The sequence below is a fragment of the Pseudomonas sp. CHM02 genome, from assembly GCF_000612585.1.
GTDB lineage: Bacteria > Pseudomonadota > Gammaproteobacteria > Pseudomonadales > Pseudomonadaceae > Aquipseudomonas.
The window spans coordinates 32140-47606 of the sequence record NZ_JFCA01000052.1; the positions used below are offsets into that span (position 1 = coordinate 32140).

Consider the following 15467-nt stretch of genomic DNA (forward strand, 5'->3'; position numbering starts at 1 on the left):
ATCAAAATGAAACGACTTTATGGCGCCGTGGTGCTTGTCGCCTTGATGGGTGTGACTGTGACTGCGCAGGCTGTCGACTGTCGGGTTAATGGAGGCCCTTGGCAAAACGGCAATCCAAACCTGCAGGTTCCCGTTACGGTGACCCTGAGCGCGGACCGCACCAGGATCATGATGGAAGGGGCAAGGCTGGAGTGCCGATTTACTTACAGCGGAGGCCCTGCTTGGCATGAGGATTACTGGGCATCTGGCAACGCGGCAGGTAGCGCGTGGACGCCCGGTCCCAAGTTTGCCGGCGAACGTTCTGGTTTGCGAATCAACGGGGCTTTCTACAACACCCCGGTTCCGGCGGGTATTCGGATCGTCACGGTGCCCAACAACGGCGTTTTCTATCCGATCAATGTCACTCCCTATATTCTGGTACGTAACTATCCGGCCAACCCGATCGATGTTCGAATAGGCGATAATCTCGGGCTGTTACGTCTCACCAGTTCCAACAATTATGACGCTACCCGACCACAACTCACCGTCACCTACACCGCTGCCAACAACTTCACCATCTCCCCATCAACCTGCACGATCAACAATAACAACCCGATCGTGATCAATTTCGGCAACGTACACCAGCGCGCCATCGGCACCGATCCACTGACAACCACCATCCGTAGAGACCAGCGGCTCAACTATTCATGCCCGGATGGCGGCATCAACACGCCAATCACCATTACCTACAAAGGCACTCGCTCTTCGTTCGATTCACGCCTGCTTGTGATGAGCAATCCGGACGTGGGCACCGCCATGGTTCGAGCGGGCTCGGCGGTGCAAGTCAACGGTTCATTCCTGACCCGCATCACCAACAGCGGGGGCGGGGACGATGTAACGTTCACGCTGGTTCGACGCGCGGGGTCACTGCCTGCTGCCGGCCCCATCAGCGGCAGCGGTGTGCTCGTGATGGGGGTGCCGTGAAGCCCGCCTGAAGCTAAGCCCCCTGGCCGGTTCGACAACCCACGCAGCTATCGCACCCGGCATTGCGTTGCGCCGCCCGGTTGCAGGTACGGGTTGAGGATCGGCGCCATGCCCTTGAGCACTTGCACCGGCAATGCCGAGGTAAAGGTGAAATGCTGCGCCGATGCGCCGGGAACGAAGGCGGTCAGCGTGCCGAAGTGATGTTCGCCGATGTAGAACACAAACGTTGCCGTGCGGTTGATCGATTTGGAGCTGAGAATACGCCCGCCAGCGCCCATCGCTTCGATGCGGTTGTCGCCGGTGCCGGTCTTGCCGCCCATGGCCAGGGGCGTGCCGTCGGCCAGTGTGAAACTGCCGGCTACGCGTTTGGCCGTGCCCGCATCCACCACTTGCGACAGCGCCCCGCGCAAGGCGGTGGCGACTTCGCTGGGCATCACACGCTTGGCGCGGTTGGGGTCGTTGATCACGTGGGTTTCATACGGTGTGCCGCTGGCAAAGTGCAGGCTGTCGATGCGCAGCACCGGCAGGCGCACGCCGTCGTTGAGGATGATCCCCATCAGTTCGGCGAGCGCGGCGGGGCGGTCGCCGGAACTGCCGATGGCGGTGGCCAGTGACGGTACCAGATGGTCGAACGGATAACCCACGGCCTTCCAGCGTTCATGGATTTCGAGGAACGCTTCGATCTCCAGCATGGTACGGATGCGGCTGTCACGGGCACTCTGATGGCGGCTCTTGAACAGCCAGCTGTAGACCTCCTGGCGTTCGAACTCGCTGGCCTTGACGACCTCGCTGAAGGTCGCGTCGGGGTGGTTGAGCAGGTAGCCCAGCAGCCACAGGTCCAACGGATGCACCTTGGCGATATAGCCCTGGTCCGGCAGGTTGTAGGCGCCGGGGCCGTAGCTCTGGTAGAGCTTGTCGAGGCGTTCGTCCGTGAGCTTGTCGCTCGTCTTGAGATTTTTCAGGTGTGAGCGCACGAAGCTGTTGAAGCTCTCCTGGCTGGCCTGGGGCAGCAGGTAACGGTGCACGGCAGCGAGACGGATCGCGGTGGGATGCAGGCTGTCCATGAAGGTGTCGAGGCGCGCCTGGGTGTCTTTGTTGCGGTACTTCTTCCAGAACTTGAGCAGGAACGCGGTGCCTTCGTGGTCGGCGAACTTGGCCAGGTATTCCTGGCGGCGCGGGTCGTTGTCGTCCTTGAGCAAGCGCGCGCTGTTGTCTTCGCCGGAGTAAGTGGTGTAACGCACCAGGTCGCGCATCAGGCGAATGAACGGCAGGTTGATCGACTCGCGCAACGCATCGCGCAGGGTTGGGCTGCGGCCGTTGTCTTCGTTGCGAAAGTTATGGAAGCGATGCAGGCCGCCACCCGTGAAAAAAGCCTCGCCGGGGCTGGCCGAATAGGTGCGGTTGAGGGCCGCGTCGAGCATCTTCGACAGGTCGCGGTCAGGGTTCTGGATCAGGTAGTCCAGTGCCCAACGAGAGAGCGGATCCTGCTCGGGCACCTCGACTTTCTTCAAGGCGGTGGCAGGCTGAGTGCCATAGCGATCATGCAGCTCGGTCATGATTTGCAGGTAAGTGGTGAGTACCCGCAACTTGGCGGTGGAGCCCAGCTCCAGTTTGCTGCCTTCGTTGATATCGAAGGGCTGGTCGGTATTGTCGGTCTGCACCCGCACGCGGGCGCCATCGGGCGTCAGTTCGAACAGGGTGAAGCTGTAGCGCACCTGAGGCGTGCTTTGCGGGGTGAGCAAGCGTGCACCGAGCAGGCCCATCTGCCCCGCAAATGCCGGGTCAGCCAGGTGCTTGAGGTAATCGGTGGCCTGGGTCTGCAGGTCATATTGCAGCGTGCTGGTGGCGGACAGGTCGAGGCGGTCGAGGTCATACAGCGGGCGGTTGAGCAGACTGGCCAGACGGCTGCGGGCGACGTTGATCGCCTTGTTGGTTTCCACCGGTTGGAGCGTCGGTTGCTGCTGCCAGTCGCGGTAGCTGACATGGCTGGCGAGGGCGGCCTTGGCCAGTGCCGGGTCGATCACGTGGTTCTGCGCCAGCAGGCGGATATGGCTGTCGGTCAGTTGCGCCAGTTCCTCACGGCCCTTGGTCAGGTAATGCGAAGGGCGGCGCTGGGCGATCATCAGCGACAGCACTTGGCGCAGTGCCAGGCCTTTTGCGTCCAGGTCTTTCGGTGCATTGCCAGCCAGCAGGGCATTGACCTGATTGAAGTCGGCGCCGTACCACACGCGCAGCCCTTCGGCCATGCCGTGCACCTCGCCATGGCCCGGCACCGCTGACAGCGGCACGCTGTTGAGGTAATCGCGCACGATGTTCTGCCGGCTGCCCAGGGTTTGCGGCCCCGATTGATAAGCGCGGACGCTGGCGGAAATCATCTGGCGGATTTTCTCGCCACCGGACAGCGTCAGGCCGTCAGGCGAGTGTCGATATTTTTCGAGCTGAGTCGCCAGGGTGCTGCCACCGGCGGTTTGCCCCGGTAAATGCAGGAGTTTGGCCACCTGTGACCCGGCAGCCCTGGCGAAGCGCGGCCAGTCCACCGCCGGGTTGGCGGTGGGCCGCTTGGGGTCGAGCAGGTCGCGGTCTTCGATGAACAGCAGGCTCTGTACCATCAGCGGCGGGATCGCGGCAAAGCTGGCATAGAGTTGCTGTGGGTAGGTGAAGCTGTACAGCGGTGCGGCGCGGCAATCGGTGATGGTCAGGCCGGCCTGGACTTTTTCGGCGTAGGGCACGAACAGGCCGTGCTCGGCGTAGCTCATCAGCGCCGGAGAAAAGCGCGCCTGGGCCTGGACCAGGTAGTTGCGCTTGAGCAGGCGCGGCAAAAACTCATCGAGGGCGCTGTAACCCAGGCGGCGGTCGAATGGGCCGTCTCCCGGATAGATCATGGCATCGCTGGCGCCGGCCTCCACGTGATAGCTCAGTGATTTGGCAAAGGGGCTCAGGTGTTCTGCCTGCAGGCGCGAAGTGCGCATTTCGCGGCTGGCGGCCCAGCCCAGCGCCACCAGCGCGATCAGCAACACCCACCAGACCAGCCGCCACCCTAACCTTCGCGAGCGGGGGCTTTGTGGCAATGGCGGTTGATCCGCGCTGTCGGTGAGTACCACAGCGGGTTTCGAATCGGTTTGCCATAAAGCGCCCATAGTCGATTGATCCATTCACGCAGATTGATCGGACTTGGTTGAAGCTTAGTCGGTGGTGATGGGCTGTGAAGAATTTGTGCGGCGCAATCCCGGTCCAGGACGCGTGGACGGTTGACAGCATCACGCCAGCGTTGCTGCCAGCAACCGAGGGAGGCATGCGCGGGCAAGACGATGCGACGTCGCTGTGCAATACTTGCCGCCCTCGCAGTAACCTGATAAATGCGCAAAGACAGTCGATGCTTCCTCGTAAAAGGCGCATTTACCAAGAGTTATCGCTGAATTTAGTCACTTATAGAGTGAAAGACACTGGGAGCGACTTTTTATACTGCTCCCCCCACTGATCCTGCAGGACGGGCCTGTCCACGAAACCGGCCTGGTTGAAATCCGCCTCCACCTATCGGCTGGAATGCGGAATGCTCAGTGGTTCAATCCAATAACAAGACGAGGTTGTACCCCTATGCCAGTTGGCAACCACCTGCCCCATGGCGAGACCGCTCAGGGCGGCCCGCTGAAACGTGAACTGGGCGAACGGCATATTCGCCTGATGGCCCTCGGCGCCTGCATCGGTGTCGGCCTGTTCCTGGGCTCGGCCAAGGCCATTGAAATGGCCGGCCCGGCGATCATGCTCTCCTACATCATTGGCGGCCTGGCGATCCTGGTGATCATGCGCGCCCTCGGCGAAATGGCGGTGCACAACCCCGTCGCCGGTTCGTTCAGCCGTTACGCCCAGGATTACCTCGGCCCGTTGGCGGGCTTTCTCACCGGCTGGAACTACTGGTTCCTGTGGCTGGTGACCTGCGTCGCGGAAATCACTGCCGTCGCGGTGTACATGGGCGTCTGGTTCCCCGACGTGCCGCGCTGGATCTGGGCCCTGGCGGCCCTGGTCAGCATGGGCACCATCAACCTGATCGCGGTCAAGGCCTTCGGCGAGTTCGAGTTCTGGTTCGCGCTGATCAAGATCGTCACCATCATCGCCATGGTGATCGGCGGCGTTGGCATCATTGCGTTCGGTTTCGGCAATGACGGCGTGGCGCTGGGCATTTCCAACCTGTGGGCCCACGGCGGCTTCCTGCCCAACGGCGTGCAGGGCGTGTTGATGTCGCTGCAAATGGTGATGTTCGCCTACCTGGGCGTGGAAATGATCGGCCTCACCGCCGGTGAAGCGAAGAACCCGCAGAAGACCATCCCGAATGCCATCGGCTCGGTGTTCTGGCGCATCCTGCTGTTTTATGTCGGTGCGTTGTTCGTGATCCTGTCGATCTACCCGTGGAATGAAATCGGCACCCAGGGCAGCCCGTTCGTGATGACCTTCGAGCGCCTGGGCATCAAGACCGCGGCCGGCATCATCAACTTCGTGGTGATCACCGCCGCGCTGTCCTCCTGCAACGGCGGCATCTTCAGCACCGGGCGCATGCTCTACAGCCTGGCGCAAAACGGCCAGGCCCCGGCCGCCTTCGGTACCACCTCCAGCAACGGCGTACCGCGTAAAGCGTTGCTGCTGTCGATTTTTGCCTTGCTGCTGGGCGTGTTGCTCAACTACCTGGTGCCGGAAAAAGTCTTCGTCTGGGTGACCTCGATCGCCACCTTCGGTGCGATCTGGACCTGGGTGATGATCCTGCTGGCGCAGCTCAAGTTCCGCCAGGGCCTGAGCCCGGCCGAACGCGCCGGCCTCAAGTACCGCATGTGGCTGTACCCGGTCAGTTCGTACCTGGCCTTGGCGTTCCTGGTGCTGGTGGTGGGCCTGATGGCGTACTTCCCGGATACCCGCATCGCGCTGTACGTGGGGCCGGTGTTCCTGGTGCTGCTGACGGTGTTGTTCTACGTGTTCAAGTTGCAGCCGACCAATGCGGCGGTGCGCTCCGCGGCCTGACAGTCGGCAGTACAACAAAAAGCCCCTTGATCGGGGCTTTTTGTTTTTACGCGATGGCTGGTTGAGGGCGCTGGCTCAGGCGCTTGTTGAACTCCAGCCAGGCGCCCAGCGCGGCCATCAAGCCGGCACCCACCAGCGCGGTGAATACCTGCATGGCAAAGGCATCGCCGGCCATGGCGTTGACCATGTCCGCCAATGGCGCCAGCAGCACGCCCAGGCAGAACACTTCGAGGGAGAAGCGGCCCATGCGGCAGACTTCGGCGGCCAGTCGGTTTTGCGTCCAGCCGGCACCCGGCAGCAGTTTGGCGGTGACGTAGGCCAACGCGAGGAAGTGCACCAGGCGCACTGGCGACAGGTCGGTCTTGCTGATCGGGTACAGCAGGTCGCTGAGTGTAGAGGGCATGACCGCGTCATGGATCTCGGGCCAGCGCCATGACAGGGTAATCATCCCGGTGACCAGCACGTAAACGGCCGCGGCGACGAACAAGGGTTGGCGCACCAGTGGCCGGGTCTCAATGGGTTTTTCTCGCAGACTGTGAATTGCCGCCGCACCGCCCAGCACAAACAGGAACTGCCAGGTCACCGGGTTGAAGTACCACACGCCGTCGGCAATCGCGCGCAGGTTCCAACCCATCCAGGGCGCAAGCAGGTACACCGTGGCGGACACCGCCACCACCGCCCAGGTCTTGCGGATCATCAGCGGCAGCGTCACCGACAGGCCGGCCAGCAGCACGATATACAGCGGCAAGGGGTCCATCAGGTTAGGCTTGAAGCGCAGCAGCAGCTCATCGGTAAGCGCCTGTTGCGGATGGGTGACGAAATGCGTCAGGCCCATCTCTTCGACCAGGTCACGGGTTTCCACATGGCTGTTGGCGTAGAACACGATGCCCATCAGCATCGCCAGCAGGAAGATATGCACCACGTACAACACCCAGGTGCGCCGCAGGATCTTCAGGCAGGCCATCCAGTAGCCGTCGCGCTGCATGATCTTGCCGTACGCCAATACGGCGGCAAAACCGGCGAGGAATACGAACACCTCGGCGGCATCGCTGAAACCGATGTTGCGCAGGGTGATCTGGCCCAGGGGGTTGTGGGGGACGTGATCCCAGAAAATGAAGATCAACGCCAGGCCCCGAAAAAAATCGATGCGCGGGTCGCGTCCGTTCAGCATGGCTACGAGCTCTTGAACAAGGTGTTAAGTAATGACAAGCGAGCGCGGGTGTTGTCGTACGCCGCACGTCGGGCGGGCGCAGGTTGGCGCTATTTGTAAGCAATTGCAAAGGTTGGGTATTACTGAATGTCTCTAGACATCAAGGATGACCAGCGTGCCATGGCTGCCCGCAAGTACCGCATGGGCGATACCGGCCTCCACGAGGTACATCTGGCCGGCGCCTACCCTGATCTCGCTGTCGCCGATGCTCAAGCGCAACTGACCCTCAATCACCAGCAACCCTTCGTTGTAGGCATGGGTTTCTTCCTCGTAAGCCTGTTCGTCCATGCGCAGCACCTTGATCCGCGCCGGGCCGACCTGGCCCAGGCGCGTCGATTTCCAGCTGTCGGGCAGTTGCCCGGCGATGGCGGCGAAGTCCAGTAACGGCATGTGAATCTCCTTGTTTCAACGATGCCGTCGGTGGTCCGGTTCAGCGATAAGGGTTGAGGTGTTGATATTACGCGGCGCTGGCTTCATGGGGTTCGAAACTGTCCGCCCGCGCCATCTGCCACATGCGCGAATAGAACTCGCCGTTCACTTCGCCGGTGAGCAATTCGCCTGGCTTGAGGAACACATGCAACTGCGAGAACAACTTGATCTCGGTCGCCGACATGCGCCGCACCAGGTGCTTGGCCGACAGCTGCGAGGGGTGATCCAGGCCCGCCGCCGCGAGCATTTCTGCCAGGGCCTTGAGGGTGTTGCGGTGGAAGTTGAACACCCGCTGGGCCTTGTCCGGGACCACCAGTGCGCGTTGGCGCAGCGGGTCCTGGGTGGCGACGCCGGTGGGGCATTTGTTGGTGTGGCAGCTTTGGGACTGGATGCAGCCGATGGCGAACATGAAGCCACGCGCCGAGTTGGCCCAGTCGGCGCCGATGGCCAGCACGCTGGCGATATCGAACGCGCTGACGATCTTGCCGCTGGCGCCGAGCTTGATCTTGTCGCGCAGGTTCAAGCCCACCAGGGTGTTGTGCACGAACAGCAGGCCTTCACGCAGCGGCACGCCGATATGGTCGGTGAACTCCACGGGGGCAGCGCCGGTACCGCCTTCCTTGCCGTCGACCACGATAAAGTCCGGGAGGATGCCGGTTTCGAGCATGGCCTTGGCGATGCCCATGAATTCCCACGGGTGACCCAGGCAGAACTTGAAACCCACCGGTTTGCCGCCGGACAGTTCGCGCAGTTGGGCGATGAACTGCATCAGTTCGATCGGGGTGGAAAAGGCACTGTGGCGCGACGGCGAGATGCAGTCTTCACCCATCATGATGCCGCGGGTGTCGGCGATTTCCTGGGTGACCTTGTGCTTGGGCAGGATCCCGCCATGGCCGGGCTTGGCGCCCTGGCTCATCTTGATTTCGATCATGCGCACTTGCGGATTCTGCGCCTGCACGGCGAAACGTTCCGGGTCGAAACGGCCGTCGCTGGTGCGGCAACCGAAGTAGCCGCTGCCCAGTTCCCAGGTCAGGTCGCCACCGTTTTCGCGGTGGTACGGGCTGATGCTGCCTTCGCCGGTGTCATGGGCGAAGTTGCCGAGTTTGGCGCCCTGGTTCAACGCGCGAATCGCGTTGGCGCTCAACGAGCCAAAGCTCATCGCCGAGATGTTGAACACCGACGCCGAGTACGGCTGTTTGCACTGCGGGCCGCCGACCATCACGCGAAACGCGCTCGGATCGCTCAACGGCGCGGGGCGCATGGAGTGGCCGATGAATTCGAAGCCCGACTGGTACACGTCGATCAGGGTGCCGAAGGGTTTGTCCGCCGTCTCGTTCTTGGCGCGTGAGTAGACCAGCGAGCGCTGGGCGCGGGAGAAGGGCAGGGCATCGCTGTCGGATTCAAGCAGGTACTGGCGGATCTCCGGGCGGATGGCTTCCACCAGGTAACGGATATTGCCCAGGATCGGGTAATTGCGGCGTACCGCGTGGGGGCTTTGCAGCAGGTCGAACAGGCCGATCAAGCTCAGCACGCCCGTGACGATGGTGATGGGCCACAGCCATTCATGGTCGATAAAGGGGAGGCTGGCGAGGGTGAAAATGACGCACACGGCAAAGAAGGCGTAGCGGCTTAGTAACGACAGGCTCATACGGTTTTCCTTGGTTCGGACTCATCGGCTAGGCGTTTTGCGCCTGTAGAAAGATCGAGAACAGCTCCGACTGGGATTTGATCCCTAGCTTGCTGTACATGTGTTTCTTATGGACTTTCACGGTTTCAACAGAGATTTCCAGCTTACGAGCGATTTCCTTGCTGGAGCAACCGCTGAGCATCAAGCGGCCTACATCCAGCTCGCGGGCGGTGAGCTGCGCGCCCCAGTCATCATTCTGGATCGGCAGCTGCGGTGCGCTGACCTGGTTGAGTTCATAGGGCAGGCGCTGGCGCAGCAAACTCAGCACCCAGGGTTGAATCAGCGACAGCAGGGCAATCTGCTGCGGATCGAAACGCTGCTTCGAACCCAACGACAGGCATAGCGTACGCCCATCCGGCAGTTGGCAATTAAATTGGATTTCATCTGCGACCACGTTCAGGCGGAAGTAGCGCTGGTAGTACTCGGTGAGTTCGAAGTGCTCCGGCGCGACTTCCGCCAGTCGCACCAGCCCGGTACGCGAGTGTTCGCGGCTGGCGATGTAGAAAGGGTCGAGCAGGTACAGGCCGTTGAGGTAGTCCTGGAACAGATGGTCCGGCGTGCCGTCGGCACCCGGGCATTCGGCGAACACCAGCGGGCGGTGCGCGCTGCTGAACAGCAAGACCACCCAGCTGTCGAACGGCACGTACTGGTCGAGCAAACGCACCAGTTGGGTCCAGAAATTGGCCTGGTCGAGGGCGTCTATCATTTGCCCCACCGAACGGTGCCAGGCGATGTCTTGCAGCGAGACTGTCATTCGTCTACCCCCATAGGGTTACCCCGGCGGCGTGATTTCCCCGGCGGGTGCGGCTGCGCATACTGCGCCACAGATAAAACAACAGGACTTCCCATGAAGGTCGAATTTGCCCAGTTGGCCGGCCGCGATAACGGCACAGCTTACAACCTTGAGCGCGCTTTGGCGGCGATTGCTGCAAGCGCGAGCGACACGCACCTGATCGTATTCCCGGAAACCCACCTGATGGGCTTCCCCTCGGCCGAGACCGTCGCCGACATCGCTGAGCCTGTGGATGGCCCTACGGTACAGGCCATTATCGATGCCGCCCGCACGCGCAATATCGCGGTGGTGATCGGCATGGCGGAAAGCGACGGCGGTCAATTCTATAACACCACCCTGTTGATCACGCCCGAAGGCATCGCCCTGCGCTATCGCAAGACCCACCTGTGGGCCTCCGATCGTGGCGTGTTCACCCCAGGCGATCGCTACGCCACCTGCCTGTGGAACGGCGTGCGCGTCGGGCTGTTGATCTGCTACGACATCGAATTCCCGGAAACCGCCCGCGCCAACGCGCAACTGGGCGCCGAGGTGTTGATCGTCACCAACGGCAACATGGACCCCTATGGCCCCACGCACCGCACTGCGATCATGGCGCGTGCCCAGGAAAACCAGGCGTTTGCGCTGATGGTCAACCGCGTGGAAGAAGGCGATGGCGGGTTGTTGTTTGCGGGCGGCAGCGCGTTGGTCGACCCGTTCGGCACGTTGCTGTTCGAGGCCGGGCGCGAGGAAGGGCAATTCACCGTCGAGCTGGATCTCGACCAACTGGCAGCGGCGCGCAAGGACTATCGCTACCTGGACGACCAGCGCTTGAAATTGCCGGGAGAGGTGATCGAGCGCAGCGATGGGACACGTGAGCTGCTGATCCCGAAAAACTGACACAACCCTTGTAGGCGCTGTACACCATAACAATTAGTGCATCCGCTTCACCGACTTCAGTTCTGCCATAAATCTAATAAATCAGCGGAGAATCGCTCATGGCTCGTTTGCAACGCACCCTGTCGTTAGGGTCGGTGGTGCTGTTTGGCATCGCCTATATGACGCCGATCATTGTGCTCGGCACCTTCGGCATCCTGGCGCAATCCACCGCCGGCATGGTCCCCGCCGCTTACCTCGCCGCCCTGGTGGCGATGTTCTTCACCGCCATGAGCTACGGGCGCATGGCCTCGGCCTTCCCGGTGGCCGGTTCCGCCTACAGCTATGTGCGCAAGGCCATCAGCCCCAAGCTGGGCTTCATCGCCGGTTGGGCGGTGTTGCTCGACTACCTGTTCCTGCCCATGGCGATCTGGCTGATCGGCGCGGCGTACCTGAATTCGGCATTCCCGGCGGTGCCACAGTGGATCTGGGTACTGGCGTTCATTGGCATCACCAGCGCCATCAACATCGTCGGCCTCAAGCTGGCCAACGGCATCAACGCCTTGCTGATGCTGGTGCAGTTTCTGGTGCTGATCGCGTTTGTCGCGCTGTGCATCCACTACATCGGTGGCGATGCGAGCAAACCACTGTGGACCATCACCCCATTCTTCAACGGCCAGATGCAAATGCCATTGATCATGAGCGGCGCAGCCATCGCTTGCTATTCGTTCCTGGGCTTTGATGCAGTCAGCACCCTCACCGAAGAAACCCGCGACCCAAGGCGCACCATCCCTCGGGCGATCATGTTGATCACCTTGATCGGTGGGCTGATCTTCGTGGCGGTGTCCTACTTTGTGCAGATCGCCCATCCGTCGTTCGAGTTCGCCAATGTGGACTCCGCGGCGTATGAAATCGCGCGCAACATCGGCGGCGACCTGTTTGTGTCGATCTTCCTGATCGGCCTGATCGTCGGCCAGTTCGCCTCGGGGCTGTCGGCTCAGGCCAGTGGTTCGCGCTTGCTGTTCGCGATGGGCCGCGACGGGGTGTTGCCCAAGTCGTTCTTCGGCGCCTTGCATGCGCGCTTCGGGACGCCGGTCAACAGCATCCTGCTGTGTGCCGTGGTGGCGCTGCTGGCGTTGAAGCTGGACGTGACCACCTCCACCTCGTTCATCAATTTCGGTGCGTTCCTGGCGTTCAGCCTGGTGAACCTGTCGGTGATCTTCCACTACTGGATCGGCGCCAAGCAGCGTGGTGTGCGTGAGCTGATCCTGTTCCTGGTATTCCCGGCCATCGGCCTGCTGGCGGATCTGTGGTTGATGGTCAGCCTCGATCACCTGGCGATTTACCTGGGCCTGGTGTGGTTGGCGATTGGTCTGGTTTACCTGGGCGTGCTGACTCGCGGTTTCTCGCAACAGCCGCCGGAAATGGACTTCCAGGAGGCCGCATAGAAGCGGCGGGCCTATTCTTATTGCAATCGGTTCTCGTTTTGGTGCATGATTTGTGTTACTGTATAACACATTAAGTGCACCCAGACGCCCCGGAGGCCTTATGAAAGCTGGTATCCATCCCGACTACCGCACTGTGCTGTTCCACGACACCGCCGCCGACGTGTTCTTCCTGATCGGCTCCACCGCCGACAGCGACCGCACCCATAAACACAGCGACGGCAACACTTACCCTTACATCCCGTTGGACGTCTCCAGCGCCTCGCACCCGATCTACACCGGCCAACAGCGCAAGACCCAAGCCGAAGGCCGGATCGCCGGGTTCAACAAACGTTTCGCTTCGTTTGGTTCGAGCCCGAAAAAAACCGAGGCGTGAGGGCTGTACGCTTCACCTCGAAGGCCGCTCCGGTTTCTGGAGCGGCTTTTTTTTGCGTTGATATCGTAAGGCTATCACCCTGCACAAAACCGGCTAGACTACTGAGTAATCGCCAGGAAGGCAGGCCCAGACAATAAGGAACGCACACCGACGATCCGAGGTGTCCCATGGGAGAGTCAATTACGTTCACCGATGCCGACCGTGCCGTGGTGCTGTTGATCGATGCCCACCCGGACGTACTCCACAGCCTGACGCACCTGCTACGGCTGGAGCCCTTCGATCTGTACAGCGCCACATGCGCTGCCGATGCCCTGACCATTCTTGCCAGCCAACCCGTCGACCTGGTGATGAGCGCCGCGCGCCTGCCGGACATGGATGGCGCCTCGCTGCTGGCGCATGTCCACCAGCACTATCCCCACACCGTGCGGATCCTGCTGACCAGCGAGACCGACCTGACCCTGATCATCAAAGCGATCAACGAAGGTGAGATCTATCGCTACCTGAGCAAACCCTGGAACGATGAAGAGTTGCTGCTGGCGCTGCGCCAATCCCTGGCCCACCAGCATTCCGAGCTGGAGCGCCTGCGCCTGGAGCAACTGATCCAGCAGCAGAACGATGAACTCAAGCAGCTCAACGCCACCCTGGAAAAACGCGTGGCCTCGCGCACCAGCGAACTGCAGCAGACCGCCGACATGCTCGACCTGGCCTACGAGGAGCTCAAGCACAGCTACGCCACCGGCACTGAGGTGTTTTCGCTGTTGGCCAACCTGCGCTTGCCCCGCGCCAAGCAAACCAACCGGCAGATCATCGAACTGGTGCGCACCTGGTGTGTGACCCATGGCGTGGACGAGGCCAGCAACCGGGACCTGACCATGGCCGCCGCGCTCTACAACATCGGCAAGCTGAGCTGGAGCGACAGCATGATGGCCTCGCCGTCGGACCTGTTGCACAGCAGCGACCGCGAACGCTATCGCGCCTATGCGACCCAGAGCGAGTCGCTGCTGATGACCCTGGAACCCATGAAAGACGCCGCGCGGCTGATCCGCCATCACCAGGAACGCTGGGACGGCACGGGTTTCCCTGACCACCTCAAGGGCGACGCAATCCCCGCCGGCTCGCGCCTGTTGAAACTGGCGGTGGATTTTATCGAGCTGCAAAAAGGCCTGATCCTGGAACGGCAGATGAACAGCGACGAAGCGCTGCTGTACATCCGCAAATACGCCGGGCGGCTGTACGACCCGGTGATGGTGGAAGACTTTGTGCTGGTCTGCGCCACCTACCTCAAGGACGTCACCCTGGGCGACCCCAACGTCAAAGTGCTCGGTACCCGGGAGCTGGCGGAGGGTATGGTGCTGGCGCGCAACCTCAATGCCGACAACGGCATGCTGCTGCTCAATGCCGGCAAGGTGTTGAACCTGCCGCTGGTGGATAAATTGATTGCGTTTGAAACCATGGAAGGCGCGCGGTACAGCGTGTTTATCAAGGACACCGGCGAGGCACAGCTTTGCGGTTGAGGCACTTCATGTGATCCTTACATCTTTGCCTTCAAGGAAGACCGTACATGCCCTCCACCATCCGCATCGCCGCCGCCCTCCTGATCGGCAGCGACGGCCAGACCCTGCTGGTGCGCAAGCGCGGCACCCAGGCTTTCATGCAACCGGGTGGCAAGATCGACGCGGGCGAGCAACCTGCCGAGGCCCTGGCCCGTGAGCTGCATGAAGAACTGAACCTGCGTATCGAGCCGGGCGCCGCTGTTTACCTGGGCAAGTTTTCTGCACCGGCGGTCAACGAGCCCGGTTTCACCGTGGAAGCCGAGCTGTTTCAGGTACAGATCGACGTCGCGGTAAACCCGGCCGCCGAGATTGAAGAAGTGCGCTGGATCGACCCGGCCGGCGACGGCGGCCTGGTCCTGGCGCCGTTGACGCGCGATCTGATCCTGCCGTTTTATCGCGCATCGCTGACCGCATGATCATCCGCACGCTGGGGGCTGACGACGCCGAAGCTTATCGGGCCTTGATGCTGGAGGCCTATGGCGCCTATCCCCAGGCATTCACCTCCAGCGTGGCCGAACGTGCCGCAATGCCCTTGAGTTGGTGGCAGAAGCGCCTCGACAACCCGCTGGATCGGCTGTTGGGCGGTTTTCACCGGGATGAACTGGCGGGCATTGTCGGCTTGGCGTTCGAGCCTCGGGAGAAGGCACGGCACAAGGTGACTTTGTTCGGCATGTACGTGACCCAGGCTTACCAGCAGAACGGCTTGGGCCGCCAATTGGTCGAGGCCGCGCTGGCTGAGGCGCGCCAGCATCCGCGCCTGAAAGTGATCCAACTGACCGTCACCGCCGGCAATGACGCAGCGTTCGCGCTTTACCAGCGCTGCGGCTTCATCCAGTACGGCCTGGAGCCGCTGGCGGTGCGGGTGGGCGTCGATTACTTCGATAAAATCCACATGTGGCGCGAATTGCAGGACCAGTGATTTTCACTGTGGCAGGCTTGCCTGCGATCGCCATAAGTCTCTGCACAACGCTGCACCTGTGGTGAGGGAGCTTGACAGACGACCGCTATCTAACTGTTGTCCCACGATCAAATTGTAGGAGCTGGCTTGCCTGCGAAGGCGGTGGTGCGGTGTACATATTCGTTATTTGGGTAACGGCTGGTATTGGTTCCGCCCTTACGGCGGCTCACTTTTGAACAGCGCAAAAGTAAGCA

At 61.5% G+C, this 15467-nt stretch carries 13 protein-coding genes; 8 read left to right on the plus strand and 5 right to left on the minus strand.

All coding sequences use genetic code 11. From position 1 onward, the window contains the following. Positions 1-6: 6 nt before the first annotated feature. Positions 7-963, plus strand: coding sequence for a fimbrial protein (locus tag BM70_RS0125515; RefSeq protein ID WP_025858660.1), 957 nt, complete (start codon positions 7-9; stop codon positions 961-963). 47 nt (positions 964-1010) lie between these two features. On the opposite strand, the gene BM70_RS0125520 is transcribed toward BM70_RS0125515, so the two are convergent. Further along, positions 1011-4100: a transglycosylase domain-containing protein gene (locus tag BM70_RS0125520; RefSeq protein ID WP_025858661.1), complete on the minus strand. Its 3090-nt coding sequence runs from the start codon at positions 4098-4100 to the stop codon at positions 1011-1013. Between the two features lie 457 nt (positions 4101-4557). On the opposite strand from BM70_RS0125520, the gene BM70_RS0125530 reads away from it, so the two are divergent. Further along, positions 4558-5970 (plus strand): amino acid permease, encoded by a 1413-nt coding sequence (locus tag BM70_RS0125530; RefSeq protein ID WP_025858662.1) that lies wholly within the window; start codon positions 4558-4560, stop codon positions 5968-5970. 46 nt (positions 5971-6016) lie between these two features. Here the strand turns inward: BM70_RS0125530 and BM70_RS0125535 are convergent, their stop codons facing one another. The 4 genes from BM70_RS0125535 to BM70_RS0125550 all read right to left on the minus strand — a co-directional run bounded on the left by BM70_RS0125535 (position 6017) and on the right by BM70_RS0125550 (position 10050). Further along, positions 6017-7141, minus strand: coding sequence for an OpgC family protein (locus BM70_RS0125535; protein ID WP_025858663.1), 1125 nt, complete (start codon positions 7139-7141; stop codon positions 6017-6019). Between the two features lie 132 nt (positions 7142-7273). Beyond that, positions 7274-7570: a cupin domain-containing protein gene (locus BM70_RS0125540; RefSeq protein ID WP_025858664.1), complete on the minus strand. Its 297-nt coding sequence runs from the start codon at positions 7568-7570 to the stop codon at positions 7274-7276. Positions 7571-7637: 67 nt separating this feature from the next. Then, on the minus strand, positions 7638-9257 hold the full coding sequence (locus BM70_RS0125545; RefSeq protein WP_025858665.1) for an FMN-binding glutamate synthase family protein: 1620 nt from the start codon (positions 9255-9257) through the stop codon (positions 7638-7640). Between the two features lie 28 nt (positions 9258-9285). Beyond that, positions 9286-10050 carry a LuxR C-terminal-related transcriptional regulator gene (locus tag BM70_RS0125550; protein ID WP_025858666.1) on the minus strand — a complete coding sequence of 255 codons (765 nt, stop codon included), beginning with the start codon at positions 10048-10050 and terminating at the stop codon, positions 9286-9288. Positions 10051-10143: 93 nt separating this feature from the next. On the opposite strand from BM70_RS0125550, the gene BM70_RS0125555 reads away from it, so the two are divergent. The 6 genes from BM70_RS0125555 to BM70_RS0125585 all read left to right on the plus strand — a co-directional run bounded on the left by BM70_RS0125555 (position 10144) and on the right by BM70_RS0125585 (position 15234). Next, positions 10144-10965 carry a carbon-nitrogen hydrolase family protein gene (locus BM70_RS0125555; RefSeq protein WP_025858667.1) on the plus strand — a complete coding sequence of 274 codons (822 nt, stop codon included), beginning with the start codon at positions 10144-10146 and terminating at the stop codon, positions 10963-10965. 98 nt (positions 10966-11063) lie between these two features. Further along, positions 11064-12389, plus strand: coding sequence for an APC family permease (locus tag BM70_RS0125560; protein ID WP_025858668.1), 1326 nt, complete (start codon positions 11064-11066; stop codon positions 12387-12389). A gap of 100 nt (positions 12390-12489) precedes the next feature. Next, positions 12490-12762, plus strand: a complete 273-nt coding sequence (locus tag BM70_RS0125565; protein ID WP_025858669.1) for a type B 50S ribosomal protein L31 — start codon at positions 12490-12492, stop codon at positions 12760-12762. A gap of 167 nt (positions 12763-12929) precedes the next feature. Beyond that, positions 12930-14276, plus strand: coding sequence for an HD domain-containing phosphohydrolase (locus BM70_RS0125575; protein WP_025858671.1), 1347 nt, complete (start codon positions 12930-12932; stop codon positions 14274-14276). Between the two features lie 47 nt (positions 14277-14323). Beyond that, a complete protein-coding gene (locus BM70_RS0125580; RefSeq protein ID WP_025858672.1) occupies positions 14324-14731 on the plus strand; it encodes an NUDIX domain-containing protein in 408 nt (135 codons plus the stop codon). Beyond that, complete coding sequence (locus tag BM70_RS0125585; protein WP_025858673.1) at positions 14728-15234, plus strand: GNAT family N-acetyltransferase; 507 nt, start codon at positions 14728-14730, stop codon at positions 15232-15234. Before BM70_RS0125580 ends, BM70_RS0125585 begins: the two co-directional genes overlap by 4 nt. Positions 15235-15467: the final 233 nt, after the last annotated feature.

What these genes read in the sequence shown, in the direction of transcription:
- BM70_RS0125575 (WP_025858671.1), top strand. Translation starts at nt 12,930, where the DNA reads ATGGGAGAGTCAATTACGTTCACCGATGCCGACCGTGCCGTGGTGCTG.
- BM70_RS0125520 (WP_025858661.1), bottom strand. Translation starts at nt 4,100, where the DNA reads ATGGGCGCTTTATGGCAAACCGATTCGAAACCCGCTGTGGTACTCACC.
- BM70_RS0125560 (WP_025858668.1), top strand. Translation starts at nt 11,064, where the DNA reads ATGGCTCGTTTGCAACGCACCCTGTCGTTAGGGTCGGTGGTGCTGTTT.
- BM70_RS0125535 (WP_025858663.1), bottom strand. Translation starts at nt 7,141, where the DNA reads ATGCTGAACGGACGCGACCCGCGCATCGATTTTTTTCGGGGCCTGGCG.
- BM70_RS0125580 (WP_025858672.1), top strand. Translation starts at nt 14,324, where the DNA reads ATGCCCTCCACCATCCGCATCGCCGCCGCCCTCCTGATCGGCAGCGAC.
- BM70_RS0125540 (WP_025858664.1), bottom strand. Translation starts at nt 7,570, where the DNA reads ATGCCGTTACTGGACTTCGCCGCCATCGCCGGGCAACTGCCCGACAGC.
- BM70_RS0125555 (WP_025858667.1), top strand. Translation starts at nt 10,144, where the DNA reads ATGAAGGTCGAATTTGCCCAGTTGGCCGGCCGCGATAACGGCACAGCT.
- BM70_RS0125585 (WP_025858673.1), top strand. Translation starts at nt 14,728, where the DNA reads ATGATCATCCGCACGCTGGGGGCTGACGACGCCGAAGCTTATCGGGCC.
- BM70_RS0125515 (WP_025858660.1), top strand. Translation starts at nt 7, where the DNA reads ATGAAACGACTTTATGGCGCCGTGGTGCTTGTCGCCTTGATGGGTGTG.
- BM70_RS0125545 (WP_025858665.1), bottom strand. Translation starts at nt 9,257, where the DNA reads ATGAGCCTGTCGTTACTAAGCCGCTACGCCTTCTTTGCCGTGTGCGTC.
- BM70_RS0125530 (WP_025858662.1), top strand. Translation starts at nt 4,558, where the DNA reads ATGCCAGTTGGCAACCACCTGCCCCATGGCGAGACCGCTCAGGGCGGC.
- BM70_RS0125550 (WP_025858666.1), bottom strand. Translation starts at nt 10,050, where the DNA reads ATGACAGTCTCGCTGCAAGACATCGCCTGGCACCGTTCGGTGGGGCAA.
- BM70_RS0125565 (WP_025858669.1), top strand. Translation starts at nt 12,490, where the DNA reads ATGAAAGCTGGTATCCATCCCGACTACCGCACTGTGCTGTTCCACGAC.